This window comes from Neobacillus sp. Soil_C_43, assembly GCF_057656715.1.
The window spans coordinates 130,187-146,787 of sequence record NZ_JBDGJV010000001.1 but is presented as its reverse complement, the minus strand read 5'-3'; the positions used below and the strand labels follow the sequence as shown (position 1 = coordinate 146,787).

Sequence of the window (16,601 nt, the reverse complement as noted above, 5' to 3'; positions counted from 1 at the left end):
TCCTTATCCTTTTTTTACTATACCTTTTTTTAAAAACTCAAGTACCGGTCCAAACGGTTGAAGTTGTTTGGTTTGGAAGTAATCATTAAAAGGGTCTCCTTGCTCTCGTATACGTTTTAGGGCATTTTCCATGTTAAAGGAAATCAGCTGTAGACTTTCATCTACTTCCTCCCAGTAAAGTGGTGTCGCTACCCCACCATGCTCATTCCCTCTCATAGAATAGGGAGCAACAATGGTCTTGCCCTCACTATGCTGAACATAGTCTACATAGAGGCGATTTCCCCGATTTTTCTTCATTCTTTCAATGGTAAAGGAGTCGGGATCCTTTGAAATCAAGTAGTCTGCAATAAAGCTGGTAAAGAGTCTCGTATCCTCATAGGAGTATGTGTTCTCCGGCAAGGGAAGATAAATTTGTAAACCCTTATTTCCAGAGGTTTTAATAAACCCAATTAAATTTAATTGATCAAGAACTTCTTTTATAAAGAGGGCGGCTCTTATGGCTAAATGGAAGTAGTCCTTTGAAGGAGGATCTAAATCAAAAACAATTTCACTTGGGCCCTTGCTATTGGTTGTTTGAAAAGGGATATGGAATTCAATGGCAAGCTGGTTACCAAGCCAAACGAGAGTTTTTAAATTATTGCAAAGTATGTAGTCAATTCCTTCTGAAGTAAAGGTTTGTACAAATTCAGGTGCATACTCAGGACAGTTCTTTTGATAAAAAGCTTCACCGAACATTCCGTGAGGATACCGAATGACTGTTAATAACCGGTTTTTTAAAAATGGCAGCATATACGGGGAAATTTCCCGTAAGTACAGGATATAATCTGCTTTTTGAATCGCCAGTTTCTCCCAGAGTGGTTTATCTGGATGGGTAATCTCAAGGTCTGCTGGTAAGTTCTTTTGTGCAAAAATAAATCGTTCATATGTGCAAGAAGATGGTTCAATTTCAAAGCGAAAACGGTCAAAATGAGGTTCACGGAGCTGGTTATCGTATAGTTCCAAATACTTCACTTCAAGACAGATAGCAGGTTCGACATAAATAAACTGTGCATCTTCACGTATCATATTTTGCTTAATTGTTTGTTGCAGTGCCTTTTTTTCCTCAGGTTTAAATCCGAATAGGACTTGCCCTACACTATAAACCTTTTCATCCCTATATACACCAACATAAAAATATCCATTTGTTTTATCAAAAGTTGTGATGAAACAGTTGACATATTTCCAGTTTTTATACTTCAACCATTGTATAGATCGTTTTCCTTCCTCCCATTGGCTTTTTTTATACTTAGCAATAATTCCTTCACCATCATATAAGATAATTTTCTCCCAAAGTTCATTAAAATTCTCATATGCATTTACAAATTGAAGTAATTGGTCATTATACGGGTCGGAATCTAAGTCAAAACCCATGATGATAAATAAATTCCTTAATTCTTCTTTTCGTTTTTCTAATGGTTGAATAGAAATAGGATTTCCGCGAAGGAGCAATAAATCAAAGACCATTAGGCGACAAGGAAAGCGTGTAGCTTGGTCATTGATTTTTTTTTCAGATTTTAATCGGCCACGAACTTGGATAGCCGAAAAATTTGCTTTGTGCGTATTTTCTAGTGATACAAGTTCTCCATCTAAACGAAGAGGGAGATATGGTTTAAATTGTTCTTCATGTTTCAATAAAAACTCCTTTATTTCAGGAAATTGAGGTAAAAGGGTCTTCCCATTTCTGCTTGTTAGCTCAATCCCCTTGGAGGTCCAGTCTAAAATGGCACGAAAACCGTCGTATTTCACCTCGTACACCCAATCGGGACGAACGGGCAGTTCAAAAGTCAAACTAGGCAGCATCGGCTTCATATCAGTTCGTCCTCTCTTTTTTATTATTTTGTTACAATTTTAGTTTCTTCATCCTTTTCCAATTGTTTTTATGAATGTAAGAAACGAAGAAACACAAAATAAAAACAAAAAGAATGGAGAATGATTTATGCATACGATGTGGAAGGGAAGTATCAGTTTTGGACTTGTTAATATCCCCATCAAGCTCCATACGGCAACAGAAGATAAAGACATAAAGCTTCGCACCTTGCATAACAAATGTCATGCCCCAATTAAATATGAAAAAATTTGCTCCGTTTGTGAAGAAGAAGTGAAACCGGAGGATATCGTAAAGGCATATGAATACACAAAGGGAAAATTTGTTGTTCTTGATCAAGAAGAACTTGAAAAATTAAGAAAAGAAAACGAGGAAAAGGCAGTAGAAATTATTGATTTTGTAAAAATAGAGGAAATTGACCCGATTTATTTTGATAGAAGTTATTACATGTCTCCTAATGAAGGAGGAGGTAAGGCATACTCCTTGTTACGAAAGGCATTGCAGGAATCACAAAAAGTAGGGTTGGCCAAAATAATAATTCGTTCAAAAGAACAGCTTGCAGTTATTCGTGTATATGAAAATACATTAGTGATGGAAACAATTCATTATCCTGATGAAGTTCGTAAAGCTGGTGATGTGCCGAATGTCCCTTCAGAGGATAAAGTGACACATAAAGAACTAGATACAGCTATTTTATTAATTGATCAGTTGACTTCCGTTTTCGAACCTGAAAAATATACGGATGATTATCGAACCGCACTTCTTGAATTAATTGAATCCAAGCGGACTGGTAAAGAGACAGTTACTACGGCTGCAAAAGAAGTACCTTCAAATGTGACAGACTTAATGGCAGCTTTACAAGCATCAATAGACCGTACGAAGCCAAACAAAGTAGCGGCACCTAAGAAAAAAGCAGCAACCAAGGCAACAAAAGTGCCTAAAGTAAAGAAGGAAGCATAAAATATATGATTCACAATAGGCTGATTCTATATATAAGAGTCAGTTTTTTCTGTGCCTATCCATGTTCTTGTATTTTTGTTTTAAGCATAGGTTTATAAATATTAGCAACTAAATGGAGGAGAGGCAATGGCTTATAATGTGCTTTTGTTTGCAGATCCCGGAGTAGATGATTCATTTGCAATAATGTACGCATTACTTAATCCGAAAATTAATTTAGTTGGTGTGGTAAGCGGATATGGTAATACACCAAAGGAGCAGTCAATCAGAAATACCGCGTATCTTTTAAGTCTAGGTGGTAGAGGAGATATCCCCATTATTGGCGGAGCGGCAGGTCCCTTATCAGGAGAACTCGTGCAATACTATCCAGAAATACATGGGAAGGAAGGATTAGGCCCCATTAAACCTCCTGATACGTTAAAAAATGTAAAGGTTTATGACTTTAATAAGATTCTTGATATTGTTAATCAATATAGAGGAAATCTTATTATTGTCTCTGTTGGTAGATTGACTGAATTGTCCTTGATGTTTATTCTCTATGGAGATAATGTTTTAAAAGATGTCGCTGCATTTTATATAATGGGTGGGGCCTTTTTGGTGCCAGGAAATATCACTTCAGAAGCGGAAGCTAATTTTTTTGTGGACCCAATCGCGGCTTATACAGTCATGGAAAAAGCGCATAATATATACCTGCACCCATTGAATATCACCAATAAAGCAATTATTACACCAGAAATCATTAATTACCTCTCAAAGAATAGTCCTACTCCTTTTAAACCACTAATTAAACCAGCCTTTGATTATTATTTTAATGCTTATCAAACAAATGTCCCTGGAATAAAAGGCGCCCCCCTTCATGATGTTGTCCCCCTTATGGCCTTGACCAATCCTGAACTAGTAAAGTATATCCCAAGGCGTGTAAGAGTTGAGCAGTTTGGTAATGCAAAAGGAAAAAGTATTGCAGATTTCCGCCCAAAACCTGACAAAGAACCAATTGAAAGTTTAGACTACATTGGAATGGAAGCAGATATTCAGAAATTCGCCCAGAATTTTACGGAAACTTTTTTGCGTGGTGAATTTCAAAAAGAATGAAACTCTTATGGGGTTTCATTTTCTTTATTGTGAACGGTAGTTTTTCATGTTGGGATTTAAAAAAAGGAATTTTTCAATTGGACGGTGAATATTAAAAAAGAATGGAAAGGGGGAAAAGTGAAATGGAACGAGTGCTGGTTTTAGGGGGGACACAATTTTTCGGGAAGTTGCTTGTGGAAAAGCTGCTCAACGAAAACATTGCTGTGACAATTGCGACAAGAGGGCAATCGAAAGACCCTTTTGGTGAGAAGGTAGAAAGATTAATTATTGATCGTGAGGATCGGGATTCACTTATCCATGCATTTAGTGAAAGGAATTGGGATGTTGTTTATGACCAATCGTGCCTTTCCCCGCAAGAAGCAAAAGATGCTGCGGATGCACTGAAGGGGAAGGTAAAGAGGTATATTTTCACCTCAACTATGGCTGTTTATGAGTATGGGGATAAGCATGTAGAAGAAGATTTTGACCCATTCAGCTTTCACTTTCAATTTAAAACAAGAAGGGATTATCCAGGATATTTGGGATACCAGGAGGCAAAAAGGGCTGCTGAAGCTTATTTATTTCAAGAGACCGAATTTGATGTAGTGGCCGTTCGTTTTCCACTTGTCATAGGTAAAGACGATTATACGAATAGACTCAAGTTTCATGTAGACAGGGTCTTAAACAAGAAGCCAATAGGGATTAAATTTCCGGATGCGAAATACAGTTTTATTACATCAGATGAAGCAGCTAAATTCCTTTTACATATGGGGCGTGATGTGTTTACAGGACCTATTAATCCAGGGTGTAAGGCCGATATTTCCTTAAGGAGTTTTCTCGGAAAAATAGAGGACATAACCGGGGAATCAGCAGACATAACTTCAGAATTAACAAAGGAAAATTCCTCACCATATGGTATGGATGGTTCTTGGTCTATTAATACTGACAAGGTGAACCATTTAGGATACCAATTTACTGATTTATATGAGCTATTGGATGAATTAATTCAGTATTTTATGAGAGTTAAAATAAATTGACTATTAGTGTAAAGTGTAATAAACTAAAATTACGCTTATAAGTTCGTTAAATATTTATTCGTTTAAGTAGCCGTAACTGCACGGAAATGTGGGTGATGTCTATTGCCCAAACGTGTCAGTACGTCTTTTTTATTATTTTTAAATGTTCAGATTAACTTAAAGTGAACAAAATCTTGGGGGTTATATTGATGAGTAACGGTAAAGTAAAATGGTTTAATGCAGAAAAAGGTTTTGGATTTATTGAAGCAGAAGGCGGTCAAGATGTATTTGTTCACTTTTCAGCGATCCAATCAGAAGGCTTTAAAACATTAGAAGAAGGCCAATCAGTTTCTTTTGAAATCGTGGAAGGCGCTCGCGGACCACAAGCTTCTAACGTAAAAACAGCTTAATCTTTAGAAAATAAAAGGGTGATGCATACGACTAAAGCATCACCTTTTTATCTATATTTTTTCACTAGAAAAAGAGCTTTAGAGCTAACAAACAAAGTGTTCATACCATTTATTAACTAAGTACAAGGGGTGATCGTTTTGGCATTTGGTAGAAAAAATGACGAAGAAATTAAATTAGAAGAAACGAAAATTTGGGAATGTACTTCTGATACTTGTAAGTGCTGGATTCGCGACAATTTTAAAAGTACTGAAGTACCCCTTTGTCCTATTTGTAAAAGTGAAATGAGACAAACGACGAAAGAACTACAGGTAATTCATAACCATAGTAAAAATTTTATGTGATTTTTCAAAGCAGGGAGCTAGACTCCCTGTTTTTTTATTCTACAGCGTTTTCTCTACAATAAGCTAAGACAAGCTCTTCTTCGTCTTCTTCCAGTTCGAAATCAAGAATTTTTTCACTTTCGCGCTCATAGAAATAATAGTTAGTAATCTTGTCTCCATTTTCATCAGAAACGTAAATTACTTTTAACCCTACTCCCTTCTCGGAATATAGCTCGTCGTCTTCTTCCACATCAAGTTCTATAAAAAATTCATATCGGTCACCTGAAAGTAAACCAAATGGATCTTCAAGTTTTTCAACTTCATGACCTGTAATATTCAAGGTAATCATCCTTTTCTTTTTATTCGGCTTTATTATTATACACATATTTTTGTCATAACAGAAAAAGATGTGTATCAAATTTTAAGTAACATTAAAATTACTTTAAGGAATTTGAATTTATTGTGAATTATTGCACAAAGTTAATCAAACTAAAAAAGTTTAAGGTAAGATAAAACATATAAGGAATAATGGGAAAAAGTAGGTGAAAAAATTTTCAATTATATTGTGAATAATTTCACAAAGAGGAGAGGGTAAAATGGCTAACATGGCCGCATCAGTACATATGGAGTTGTTACAGCCTCTATTAAGGTCTAGAAAGAATTTTTATCAACTGCTTCATTTATTATTTCAAATGCCTACTAGTGGTATTGAATATTTTGAGATCCGCGATAAAGGCAATTTACAAGAATTAGAAGAAATTCATGAGGGCGGTAAAATATTAAGTGATTTTTTTCAACAACTATCCAACAAGTATCTCGAGAAAGAGCGAGAAGAATATCAACGCCTTTTCATTGGGCCGGGACCATTACCTGCGCCACCATGGGAGTCATATTATCGGAGTAAAGAGCAACTCCTATTTGAGGAATGGACCTATCAAGTTAGAGAACAATATCATCAATTTGGACTCAAATATGTGAGAGAAAATAATGAGCCAGATGATCATTTATTACTAGAATTGGAGTTTATGATTAATCTTATTGATTTATGCTTGTTGGAAACCCAGCTTGATCGGTTTATTGAATTAATTTCTAGTCAACACCAGTTTCTTGAAAAACATTTAATAGTTTGGATTCCATACTTTTGTAAACGAGTAATTCAAACTACTAATAGTCAATTATTTTTAGGAGCAGCCATGCTCCTTGATGATTTTATCAATGATGACTTAACAACTTTATATGAGATGAAGGAGGCATTAGCAGATGTCTGAAAATGGCCATATTAGCAAACTTCTAAAAAATAAAATGCAGAGAAGAACATTTTTAAAATGGTCTAGTGCAATTGGAATTCCCGTTATAGCTGGAGGAGTAGGTACCAAGCTGTTGGTGGAGCGCCAACAAAAAGAGGAAGTAGCAAGTGCAAAAGTAGAAGAAAAGATTGTTTCTACCTGCAGTATTAATAATTGCGGCGGACGCTGCGTCATTAAGGCGCATGTGAAAGATGGCGTAGTTGTTAGGGTCACCACGGACACTCAGGAAAGTGGTGACTTGTCCACCCCTCCATTACGGGCTTGCGTTAGGGGAAGAAATTACCGGAGTTTGTTGTACCATCCAGACCGCTTAAAATATCCGATGAAGCGAGTTGGAAAAAGAGGAGAGGGAAAATTTGAAAGAATCTCCTGGGAGGAAGCGATCGAAACCATTGCAACAGAAGTGAAACGAATTGGCGACCATTACGGTCCAGAGTCAAGATATGTAAACTATGCATCCGGACAGAGCTGGGGGCTACATGGGGGTAAAAATGCAGCCAGAAAGCTTTTATCACTTACTGGCGGTTTTTTAAATTACCGTAATGATTATAGTTCAGGGGCTGGAAATGTAGCTACCCCTTACACGTATGGCACAAACAATTCCGGCAGCAGTTTTGATTCACTCTTACACTCCAAATATATTATTCTGTGGGGACAAAATCCTTCCGAAATGATATTTTCAACCCCTTATAGGGAGTATTTAATGCAGGCAAAAAAAAATGGGGCAAAAATTATTGTTATTGATCCTAGATATACAGATACAGCTATAGCGTTCGCGGATGAATGGATTCCCATTCTCCCTACAACTGATAATGCCATGATGGATGCAATGGGTTATGTAATTATAACCGAAAACCTACATGATCAAGAATTCCTAGATAAATATTGTCTTGGGTTTGATGACAGTCACATGCCAGATGGTATACCAAAAGAGGAATCATTAAAGAATTACCTGTTAGGTATAAAAGACGGTGTCCCTAAAACACCGGAGTGGGCAGAAAAGATTTGTCGCGTGCCTGCCGAAAAAATCAGGGAAATTGCTCGTAACTATGCCAACATAAAGCCTGCAGCGCTTATACAAGGATGGGCAGCACAACGTCAGGCATATGGTGAACAGTTTATGAGGGGGGGAGCACAGCTAGCTTGTCTAACTGGAAATGTTGGTAAGTTAGGTGGTTGGGCTGCAGGAACTGGGTATTGGAGTCGATCGGATATTGTGTACCCCTTTTCGTTTGAGAATCCAGTAAAAGCCTCCATCCCCTGTTTCTTATGGACAAAGGCAGTTGAAAAAGGAATTGAAATGACAGCAGAGGATGGATTAGAAGGTGTTGAACAGCTGACGTCCAATATCAAATGTATCTTTAACATGGCTGGAAATATGTTAATCAATCAACATTCAGATATTAACAAAACAAGTGCTTTATTGGAAGATGAAAGCAAAGTGGAATTTATTGTTGTAAGTGATCTATTTATGACTCCAAGTGCGAAGTTTGCTGATATTTTATTACCTGGAACCACCTTTTTTGAACGTTGGGATATAGGGGTCCCATGGTGCTTTGGAGATTATGTAGTCCTTGGTGAAAAGACAATCGATCCTTTATATGAATGTCGAGATGAATATGATGTATTTGCTGAAGTGGCAGAAAAGTTAGGGATCAAAGATAAATTCACCGAGGGAAAAACCACCTTTGATCTGGTGAAGGAAAGTGTGGAAAGAACAAAAAAAGAGCTAGATCCAAATTTCCCGAGTTTTGAAGAGTTTAGAGATAAAGGAGTGCATCACTTTAAGTTTGACGAACCACTTGTTGGATTCAAAGAACAAATTGATGACATTGAAAAACAGCCATTTGAAACTCCTTCAGGAAAAATTGAATTATTTTCAAAGGCATTATGGGATATGAATCAGCATGATGAGATTCCTGCCATAGCAAAATATATTCCTTCATGGGAAGGTCCAGAAGATCCATTAACAGAAAAGTATCCTTTACAGTTAATTGGCTGGCATTATAAACGAAGATGCCACTCCACCTATGATAACCAATCATGGCTAGAGGAAGCTGCAAAGCAGGAAATGTGGATGAATCCTTTGGATGCGGAGAAACGTGGAATGAAAAACGGAGACCGTGCAAAGGTGTTCAATGAGCGAGGGACCTTGGTAATTGATGTAAAGGTTACTCCACGTATAACTCCAGGTGTAATAGGAATTCCTCAAGGGGCATGGTACACACCTGATAAAGATGGATTGGATCAACGGGGGGCATTAAATGTTCTTACATCTCAGAGGCCAACACCACTTGCAAAAGCAAACCCGCAACAAACCAACCTTGTTGAAGTGAAGAAAGCATAAGGAGTGAGGAAGTTTGGCTCAATTAGGATTTTATATAAATCAAAGTCTTTGTACGGGGTGTAAAGCCTGTAGTGTCTCCTGTAAGGATAAAAACAATCTTGATGTTGGTATTAACTTCCGAAGAGTATACTCCTATGAAAACGGTAGCTTTATACAACAGCAAAGCAAGGGGCTGGTTCAAAACGTACAAGCCTATTATTATTCTATTGCTTGTAATCATTGTACAAATCCAAAGTGCATCCCAAGTTGCCCTACGGGGGCCATTATGAAGAATAAAGATAATGGTGTTGTAACGATTGATCAAAAGGTTTGTCAAGGAGCTCAATTATGTGTGAAAGCATGCCCATATGGAGCTCCACAATATAATCCAAAAGAATTTAAATCTGATAAATGTGATTTTTGCATGAATCTTCAAGAAAAAGGTGAGGAACCGGTTTGTGTTTCCACTTGTCCGATGAGAGCTATTGAATTTGGTCCCGTGGAAAAGCTACGGAAAAAGTATGGAAGTATAAGTCAAATAAAAGGCATGCCAAAAGCTTCAATTACCCATCCAAATATTGTGATTACGCCTCACAAGGATGCCAAATTGTAGGTGATAGTATGTCTCTATTCATTCATTTGCTGGAAAGTATGCATATGGATTTGAAGATAACGGAGAACTGTTCAAGGCAAAGGAATCTTCACTCATCCTGCACTTTTTGTGTAGAGGCATGTACAAAGGGGGCACTATCTCTTAATCTACAATCAATAGAAATAAATCTTGAAGGATGTAACTCCTGTGGAGAGTGTGTGATTGCTTGTCCATTATCAGCAATCGAAGGAATTGTCGATTCAAGAGATTTTTCTAAAGGATCACTACTATATAACGAAAGCTACACCCCGACCGTAAAAGAATTATTAATATATTTAAAAAGGGGAGTAAAGAGCATACAGACTCAAAATTTACCACTGAATGACCCGTGGAAAAGGGTACTAACTGAAACAAATAAGGTTCTAGAAGTTGTGGGTGAACCTGTAATAGAGGTTGTTCAAAAGGCACAAGAAGAGGAGAAATTTTCGAGAAGGTCTTTTTTTACCTCTTTGCAACGAGAAGGGAAACAGTTAGCAAAAAGTATGGCGCCAGCATCTTGGAAATTTGAAGTGAATCAGTGGCAACTTGCAATCTATTATCCTGAATATCAATTTTACACCATCCAGATGGATAGAAAAAAATGTACACTTTGCCAAGCGTGTATTACGTTTTGTAGCCAAGAAGTATACCAAATTGTAAATCAAACGCTGCAAATAAACCATCAAAAATGTGTAGGATGTACGGCATGTAGTGATATTTGTTCGGAGGATGCTATTCACATTAGAACAGAAGTAAAGAAAATGAATGTGGAGTATGTAGGGCTTTATTCAAAAAGCTGTTTAAATTGCGGACAGTCTTTTGTTACTTTTCACCCTGAAACCTTGAAATGTCATGTGTGTAAGGATAGAGACCCTTCATGGCTAAGTCCATATCAATAATACAATGAAAAACGCCAGAATATTCGTTCTGGCGTTTTTTTATGGTGATTTCACTTTCTATTTATATTGCTGTGTTAAAGAACAGTGTTGATTTATACACCCTGTTTATTGGAGCGGAAGGCACGAAGACTCCTGTGGGAGTATGGTTCAGGGGAGACCCCGCAGGCGCGAGCGCCGAGGAGGCTCGCCGAAACACCCACGAACCGCTCGTGCCTGGAGCGGAAATCAACAGGCAAATTTAACAGAGACGTTTATATAAAAGAGCCTATTGGGAAGAATACCATCTGATTCAAAAACTAATTACGCCAGAAGTTTTCTGAAAACGTTCAAAAACGTCCAAAAAATTATTGTTTTTGAAAGAAAATGATTGATTTGTGGAATCGTTTTCAGTATGATAAAAACAAATAAACAAGTTGAAGGTGATTTAAGTGTTAACACCAGAACGGCATCGAATTATTCTTCAATTATTAAAAGAAAAAAGCATTGTTAAAATTCAAGAGGTAATGGACCTGACAAAGTCCTCCGAATCAACAATCCGAAGAGATTTTTCTCTGCTAGAAGAACAACGGTTCCTAAAAAGAATCCATGGAGGAGCGTCAAGATTACAAGGCAAGCTTCAAGAGCCAAGCATGATTGAGAAATCTTCCAAAAACCTTCAAGAAAAACGACAGATTGCAAAATATGCAGCTGGGTTAGTTGAAGAAGGGGACACTATTTATTTGGATGCAGGATCAACGGTAATGGAAATGATTGAATTTTTACCTAATAAAAATATTGTTGTTGTAACAAATGGATTAATGCACTTATCACCGTTACTAAATAAAGGGATCTCTACTTACTTGATTGGTGGATTAATAAAGCCGAACACGAATGCATTCATTGGAAGAGGTGCTTTAGCGAGTCTCGATCTCTATCGTTTTGATAAATGCTTTATGGGGATTAATGGTATACACCCACAGCTTGGCTTTACCACTCCTGACCAGGAAGAGGCAATGGTAAAGCAAAAGGCAATATCACTTTCAAGAGAGGCCTATATATTAGCAGATCATACAAAGTTTGCTGAGATATCGTTTGCGAAAATTGCTGATATACATGAAGCAGCCATTATAACCAATGATTTAGAAGATGAAACTCAGGAGCAATATCGAAATAAAACATCAATAAAGGTAGTGACAGCATGATTTACACATTAACTTTAAATCCATCAGTTGACTATATTGTTCAACTTGAAAACTTTCAACTAGGTGAATTGAACCGTACAGTAAGTGAAGCTAAGTTTCCAGGTGGGAAGGGAATAAATGTTTCTAGGGTTTTAAAACAATTTGAGACTAAAAGTAAAGCACTTGGTTTTATTGGTGGATTTACTGGTACCTACATTGAACAATTTCTTCAAAGAGAAGAAATTGAAACGGATTTTGTTGAGGTGTTAGAAGATACTCGAATTAATATCAAGCTAAAAACAGGAAAAGAAACAGAAATTAATGCAAAAGGACCAAACATATCAGAAGATGCTTTCGAACTTTTAAAGTCCCAGATTGAAAAGCTGGATTCGACAGATTTGTTGGTATTGGCTGGAAGCATCCCTTCATCCTTACCAAAAACCACATATGAAGAAATAGTTAAAATCTGTAAAGAAAATGGGGCTCAATTTGTTGTTGATGCGGAAGGAGATCTTTTGAAAAAAGTCCTATCCTATCGACCATTCCTAATTAAACCTAATCACCACGAGTTGGGTGAACTGTTTAATACAGTGATTTCAAGCGTGGAGGAAGTCGTGCCCTATGGACAAAAACTAGTAGATTTGGGTGCAAAGAATGTAATTGTTTCTCTTGCAGGAGATGGAGCAGTTCTGATCAATAAGGATACTGTTTTATTTGCAGAGGTACCAAAAGGGGTTGTGAAGAACTCAGTTGGTGCCGGGGATTCCATGGTGGCAGGATTTTTAGCTGCCTATCAATCTACTTCAAATATTGAAGAGGCATTTCGCTATAGTGTTGCTTCAGGAAGTGCAACCGCATTTTCATTAGGACTTTGTACAAAGGAAATAGTTGAAGAACTGCTTCCACAAGTTTGTATAAGAGAGATAAAGTAGGGGAGGATAAATGATGAAAATTACAGAATTGTTATCAAAAAATACGATTCTATTAAATATTGAAGGGAATCAAAAAGAAGAAACGATTAACCAGCTTGTTGATATTTTATTAAAAGCAGATAAAATATCAGACGCATCTGAATTTAAAGCAGCTATTCTAAAACGCGAAGAGCAAAGCACCACAGGAATTGGTGATGGAATTGCCATTCCGCATGCCAAAACTAAAGTTGTGAAGGAAGCTGCTATTGTATTTGGTAAATCGGCTTCTGGTGTGAATTATGAATCACTTGATGGAAAACCTGCACATTTATTCTTTATGATTGCTGCCCCTGAAGGTGCAAATAATACACATTTAGAAGCATTAGCAAAGCTTTCAGGATTATTAATGAAAGCTGAAGTGCGTTACGAACTTTTAAAGGCAACGACACCGGAAGAAATTATTGAAACAATTAATCGATACGATAAAGAGGATAAAGAAGAAAAGAAAGAAACAAACACCCCTAATAATAAGCACTTCATTGTAGCTGTTACGGGGTGCCCAACAGGGATTGCCCATACGTATATGGCAGCAGATTCATTAAAAGCAAAAGCTGCTGAAATGGGTGTAGATATTAAAGTAGAGACCAATGGTTCAGGCGGAGCAAAAAATGTCCTTACTAGTGAGGAAATTAAACAGGCAACGGCTGTCATTATCGCTGCAGATATCAATGTAGTAATGGAACGGTTTAAAGGTAAGCACGTTATACAAGCAGCTGTTGCTGAGGGGATCCGTCGTCCACAGCAATTAATTGATCAGGCAGTAAAACAAGATGCACCTATCTATCATGGAAATGGGAATAATAGTAATCAAGAATCTGAGAAAAAAGGTTCACGTACTGGATTTTACAAGCACCTAATGAACGGTGTTTCTAATATGCTACCATTTGTTGTGGGTGGTGGGATTTTAATTGCCATCTGCTTCATGTTTGGGTATAACTCATTTAAGCCGGATGATCCAACTTATAACCAGATTTCTGAGGCATTAATGACCATTGGTGGTGGGAATGCTTTCGGGCTAATAGTTCCAGTCCTTGCAGGATTTATTGCACTTAGCATAGCTGATCGTCCAGGCTTTGCTCCAGGTATGGTTGGCGGAATGATGGCAGCAAGTGGCGGAGCGGGTTTTCTAGGAGGCTTAGTAGCCGGTTTTCTAGCAGGCTATGTCGTCCTTCTTCTTAAGAAAATATTTGCGGGGCTTCCGCGTTCATTGGAAGGCATAAAAAGTATTCTGCTTTACCCGCTATTTGGTATTGCGATTACAGGATTTATCATGCTATACGTCGTAAATAAACCAGTTGCATGGTTAAATGGAACGATTGCAGATTGGTTAACAGGTCTAGGAACAGGAAATGCAGTTTTACTAGGAATTGTGCTGGGACTTATGATGTCCTTTGATATGGGAGGCCCAGTAAATAAAGCAGCATATGTTTTTGGAACTGGTTTATTGGCAAGTGGTGTTTATGGGCCAATGGCAGCAATAATGGCTGCTGGAATGGTACCACCACTAGCAATTGCAATTGCAACGACCTTATTTAAAAATAAATTTAATGACCAAGATAGAGATGCTGGAAAAGCATGCTATGTTATGGGATTATCTTTCATTACAGAAGGAGCTATTCCATTTGCAGCGGCTGATCCGCTTCGTGTAATCCCTTCAGTAATGGCTGGTTCAGCCATTGCAGGTGCACTTTCAATGGCATTTGGTATAGGACTGCGTGCACCACACGGCGGAATATTCGTTGTCCCATTGGTTGAAGGTGGAGCACTGCTTTATGCTCTTGCTATTTTTATTGGGTCAATTGTAGCAGCATTATTAATCGGTTTCCTAAAGAAACCAATTAAATAACTTTAAAAGAAGGCGGACTCTCATTTTGAGTCCGCTTCTTTGTTACAGGATAAGAAAGCATAAACTTCGAATTTGAGAATTGTCCAGCTCCAACGCCTAGCCCCTCGGGTCAAATAACCTTCTGCAATAAAAATCAAAGAGCGACTTTTCTTGCAGAAGAACATTTGCCTGTCGGGGCTGGCCAAGGCGTTTCCGCTTTTCTTATCAATTCTGAGCTTCTGATTGAGGCTTAATGAACAGTAGTGCAACAAGTGCAGCCAAAATACTTAAGCTGCTTAATAATATAAATATCCAATGACTTGATTGCTTTAACAATAACGCAATAATTGGGGGACCAGCAGCGACTCCAATAAATCTCATCGAACTGTAAATCGAGGAAATCGTACCCCGTTCTTCTTTTTCAATTCCTTCAGTAATTAGAGCATCGAGACAAGGGAGACTGATTCCAATTCCTATTCCACTTATTAAGAACATCGAGAGCATATACCATAGGTTTATTGAAAACCATAGCGCTGCAATGGATAATGCTGCAGCTAAGATCCCGATAAAGGTCAGCCATTTCATTAAGACTTTATTCTTTTTAATTACCTTCCCACTAATAAACGATGACAAACAAAGAGCCCCAAGGGGCAAGGCTAAAAAAAAGCCCTTTTTAATATCCTTAATGTCATACTCCTTCTCAAAGACTTCTGAGAGATAAAATAAGATCCCGAAAAGAACGAGCATAAGGATGCCCCCAATAAAAAAGATGGCATAAAGCCAACGGCCTTTCTCGGTAAAGGTTTTTTTTACATTGATAAAGAATTGTTTGAAGGGTATTGGTTTCTCTGTAGTTTTAGGACATTTAACCAGTATTAACATCATAATAACAGATATAGCACAAAATACTGGGATGGAGAAGAAAGGGAGAAACCAAATAAAACCAGCAAGAAACGCTCCTAAAATGGGACTAAGTACCTTGCCGAAGGTATTAGCGGTTTCAATTAGTCCTAAACAACTACTCACATCATCCTCGTTCTTAAACATATCTCCGACAAGAGGAAGGACAATTGGTGCTGCACCGGCAGCTCCAGCCCCTTGAAGTGCACGGCCAAGTAAAATTAACCAATAGGCAGAATCTAATTTCCAAGCAGCCCAACCGGATATAATGCCACCTATTCCCGCAATAATAAGGCTCGGTATAATAACTTTTTTTCTTCCAATATGATCAGATAAATAACCTGCAACAGGTATTAAAAAAATCGCCACAATAGAATAAACCGTAATAATCATACTTGTTTGAAAGGACGAAATCGATAATTTTTTTTCCATTGAAGGTAATACAGGAATCAACATTGAATTTCCTAAGGTCATAACCAAAGGAATAGACGACATTGAGATGATTGCCCACTTTTGGTTTGATACCTCACTGGATCCCTTTTTTCCAGCTGCTGCTTTCTTCTTATCAGCTGTTGGGTTTTGGCATAAATGTTCAACATGTTCCATTTATCATCTATCCCGCCTTAAATTATTTTCTACAGTTAATATTCTCACTTTTAAATTAAAAAAACTCCAAACAAAAATCCTTTTAATGGAAGCTGAATTAAGTGAAGATATTTTATATTTTGAAAATTTATTTTACAATATCCTTGACATTAGATGGGGATATATAATAACATAATAAACAATAAAATGAATGAAGGGCATTGACGAAGAGTAGTAACTTTTACGGATTCTATAGAGAGCTGATGGTTGGTGTAAATCAGCGTAGACGTATAAGCGAATGGACTTCTGAGCCTCCAAACCGAACTCCTATATGGTCAGTAGGCTTTGGCGAAATTCT

General features: G+C 37.5%; 15 protein-coding genes and 1 other annotated feature (1 of these 16 cut by a window edge). Of the genes, 12 read left to right on the top strand and 3 right to left on the bottom strand.

Annotated elements, in window-relative coordinates:
• Positions 1–3 precede the first annotated feature (3 nt).
• A complete protein-coding gene (locus AC3A54_RS00705) occupies positions 4–1,848 on the bottom strand; it encodes a DNA ligase D (protein ID WP_487653025.1) in 1,845 nt (614 codons plus the stop codon).
• 127 nt (positions 1,849–1,975) lie between these two features.
• On the opposite strand from AC3A54_RS00705, the gene ku reads away from it, so the two are divergent.
• From ku to AC3A54_RS00680, 5 genes are all read left to right on the top strand, one after another.
• Positions 1,976–2,824, top strand: coding sequence for a non-homologous end joining protein Ku (gene ku, locus AC3A54_RS00700; protein ID WP_487653024.1), 849 nt, complete (start codon positions 1,976–1,978; stop codon positions 2,822–2,824).
• A gap of 126 nt (positions 2,825–2,950) precedes the next feature.
• Complete coding sequence (locus AC3A54_RS00695) at positions 2,951–3,913, top strand: nucleoside hydrolase (RefSeq protein ID WP_487653023.1); 963 nt, start codon at positions 2,951–2,953, stop codon at positions 3,911–3,913.
• 122 nt (positions 3,914–4,035) lie between these two features.
• Positions 4,036–4,929 (top strand): NAD-dependent epimerase/dehydratase family protein, encoded by an 894-nt coding sequence (locus tag AC3A54_RS00690; RefSeq protein WP_487653022.1) that lies wholly within the window; start codon positions 4,036–4,038, stop codon positions 4,927–4,929.
• 188 nt (positions 4,930–5,117) lie between these two features.
• Positions 5,118–5,318: a cold-shock protein CspD gene (gene cspD / locus AC3A54_RS00685; protein ID WP_309861551.1), complete on the top strand. Its 201-nt coding sequence runs from the start codon at positions 5,118–5,120 to the stop codon at positions 5,316–5,318.
• 138 nt (positions 5,319–5,456) lie between these two features.
• Positions 5,457–5,660 carry a cold-shock protein gene (locus AC3A54_RS00680; RefSeq protein ID WP_335528524.1) on the top strand — a complete coding sequence of 68 codons (204 nt, stop codon included), beginning with the start codon at positions 5,457–5,459 and terminating at the stop codon, positions 5,658–5,660.
• Between the two features lie 34 nt (positions 5,661–5,694).
• On the opposite strand, the gene AC3A54_RS00675 is transcribed toward AC3A54_RS00680, so the two are convergent.
• Positions 5,695–5,988, bottom strand: a complete 294-nt coding sequence (locus AC3A54_RS00675; RefSeq protein ID WP_487653021.1) for a DUF6509 family protein — start codon at positions 5,986–5,988, stop codon at positions 5,695–5,697.
• 247 nt (positions 5,989–6,235) lie between these two features.
• Here AC3A54_RS00675 and AC3A54_RS00670 point away from each other — a divergent pair, with 247 nt between their 5' ends.
• From AC3A54_RS00670 to AC3A54_RS00640, 7 genes are all read left to right on the top strand, one after another.
• The gene (locus tag AC3A54_RS00670) at positions 6,236–6,907 is read left to right on the top strand and encodes a TorD/DmsD family molecular chaperone (protein WP_487653020.1); all 672 of its coding nucleotides are present in this window, start codon (positions 6,236–6,238) and stop codon (positions 6,905–6,907) included.
• The gene (locus tag AC3A54_RS00665) at positions 6,900–9,293 is read left to right on the top strand and encodes a DMSO/selenate family reductase complex A subunit (RefSeq protein WP_487653019.1); all 2,394 of its coding nucleotides are present in this window, start codon (positions 6,900–6,902) and stop codon (positions 9,291–9,293) included. The genes AC3A54_RS00670 and AC3A54_RS00665 overlap by 8 nt, the downstream gene beginning before the upstream one ends.
• A 13-nt stretch (positions 9,294–9,306) precedes the next feature.
• Positions 9,307–9,885, top strand: a complete 579-nt coding sequence (locus tag AC3A54_RS00660) for a DMSO/selenate family reductase complex B subunit (protein ID WP_487653018.1) — start codon at positions 9,307–9,309, stop codon at positions 9,883–9,885.
• An 8-nt stretch (positions 9,886–9,893) separates the two neighbouring features.
• Positions 9,894–10,802, top strand: coding sequence for a 4Fe-4S dicluster domain-containing protein (locus tag AC3A54_RS00655; RefSeq protein ID WP_487653017.1), 909 nt, complete (start codon positions 9,894–9,896; stop codon positions 10,800–10,802).
• A gap of 428 nt (positions 10,803–11,230) precedes the next feature.
• Positions 11,231–11,983 carry a DeoR/GlpR family DNA-binding transcription regulator gene (locus AC3A54_RS00650; RefSeq protein ID WP_487653016.1) on the top strand — a complete coding sequence of 251 codons (753 nt, stop codon included), beginning with the start codon at positions 11,231–11,233 and terminating at the stop codon, positions 11,981–11,983.
• Complete coding sequence (gene pfkB / locus AC3A54_RS00645; RefSeq protein WP_487653015.1) at positions 11,980–12,894, top strand: 1-phosphofructokinase; 915 nt, start codon at positions 11,980–11,982, stop codon at positions 12,892–12,894. The genes AC3A54_RS00650 and pfkB overlap by 4 nt, the downstream gene beginning before the upstream one ends.
• Positions 12,895–12,907: 13 nt before the next feature.
• Positions 12,908–14,779 carry a PTS fructose transporter subunit IIABC gene (locus tag AC3A54_RS00640; RefSeq protein WP_487653014.1) on the top strand — a complete coding sequence of 624 codons (1,872 nt, stop codon included), beginning with the start codon at positions 12,908–12,910 and terminating at the stop codon, positions 14,777–14,779.
• Between the two features lie 204 nt (positions 14,780–14,983).
• On the opposite strand, the gene bcbE is transcribed toward AC3A54_RS00640, so the two are convergent.
• Complete coding sequence (bcbE, locus tag AC3A54_RS00635; protein WP_487653013.1) at positions 14,984–16,264, bottom strand: bacillibactin exporter BcbE; 1,281 nt, start codon at positions 16,262–16,264, stop codon at positions 14,984–14,986.
• 191 nt (positions 16,265–16,455) lie between these two features.
• Positions 16,456–16,601 (top strand) — a binding site (T-box leader); it runs 103 nt beyond the window's last position.

Coding starts and splice junctions, on each gene's coding strand:
- AC3A54_RS00705 (WP_487653025.1), bottom strand. CDS start 1,848: ATGAAGCCGATGCTGCCTAGTTTGACTTTTGAACTGCCCGTTCGTCCC.
- ku (WP_487653024.1), top strand. CDS start 1,976: ATGCATACGATGTGGAAGGGAAGTATCAGTTTTGGACTTGTTAATATC.
- AC3A54_RS00695 (WP_487653023.1), top strand. CDS start 2,951: ATGGCTTATAATGTGCTTTTGTTTGCAGATCCCGGAGTAGATGATTCA.
- AC3A54_RS00690 (WP_487653022.1), top strand. CDS start 4,036: ATGGAACGAGTGCTGGTTTTAGGGGGGACACAATTTTTCGGGAAGTTG.
- cspD (WP_309861551.1), top strand. CDS start 5,118: ATGAGTAACGGTAAAGTAAAATGGTTTAATGCAGAAAAAGGTTTTGGA.
- AC3A54_RS00675 (WP_487653021.1), bottom strand. CDS start 5,988: ATGATTACCTTGAATATTACAGGTCATGAAGTTGAAAAACTTGAAGAT.
- AC3A54_RS00670 (WP_487653020.1), top strand. CDS start 6,236: ATGGCTAACATGGCCGCATCAGTACATATGGAGTTGTTACAGCCTCTA.
- AC3A54_RS00665 (WP_487653019.1), top strand. CDS start 6,900: ATGTCTGAAAATGGCCATATTAGCAAACTTCTAAAAAATAAAATGCAG.
- AC3A54_RS00655 (WP_487653017.1), top strand. CDS start 9,894: ATGTCTCTATTCATTCATTTGCTGGAAAGTATGCATATGGATTTGAAG.
- pfkB (WP_487653015.1), top strand. CDS start 11,980: ATGATTTACACATTAACTTTAAATCCATCAGTTGACTATATTGTTCAA.
- AC3A54_RS00640 (WP_487653014.1), top strand. CDS start 12,908: ATGAAAATTACAGAATTGTTATCAAAAAATACGATTCTATTAAATATT.
- bcbE (WP_487653013.1), bottom strand. CDS start 16,264: ATGGAACATGTTGAACATTTATGCCAAAACCCAACAGCTGATAAGAAG.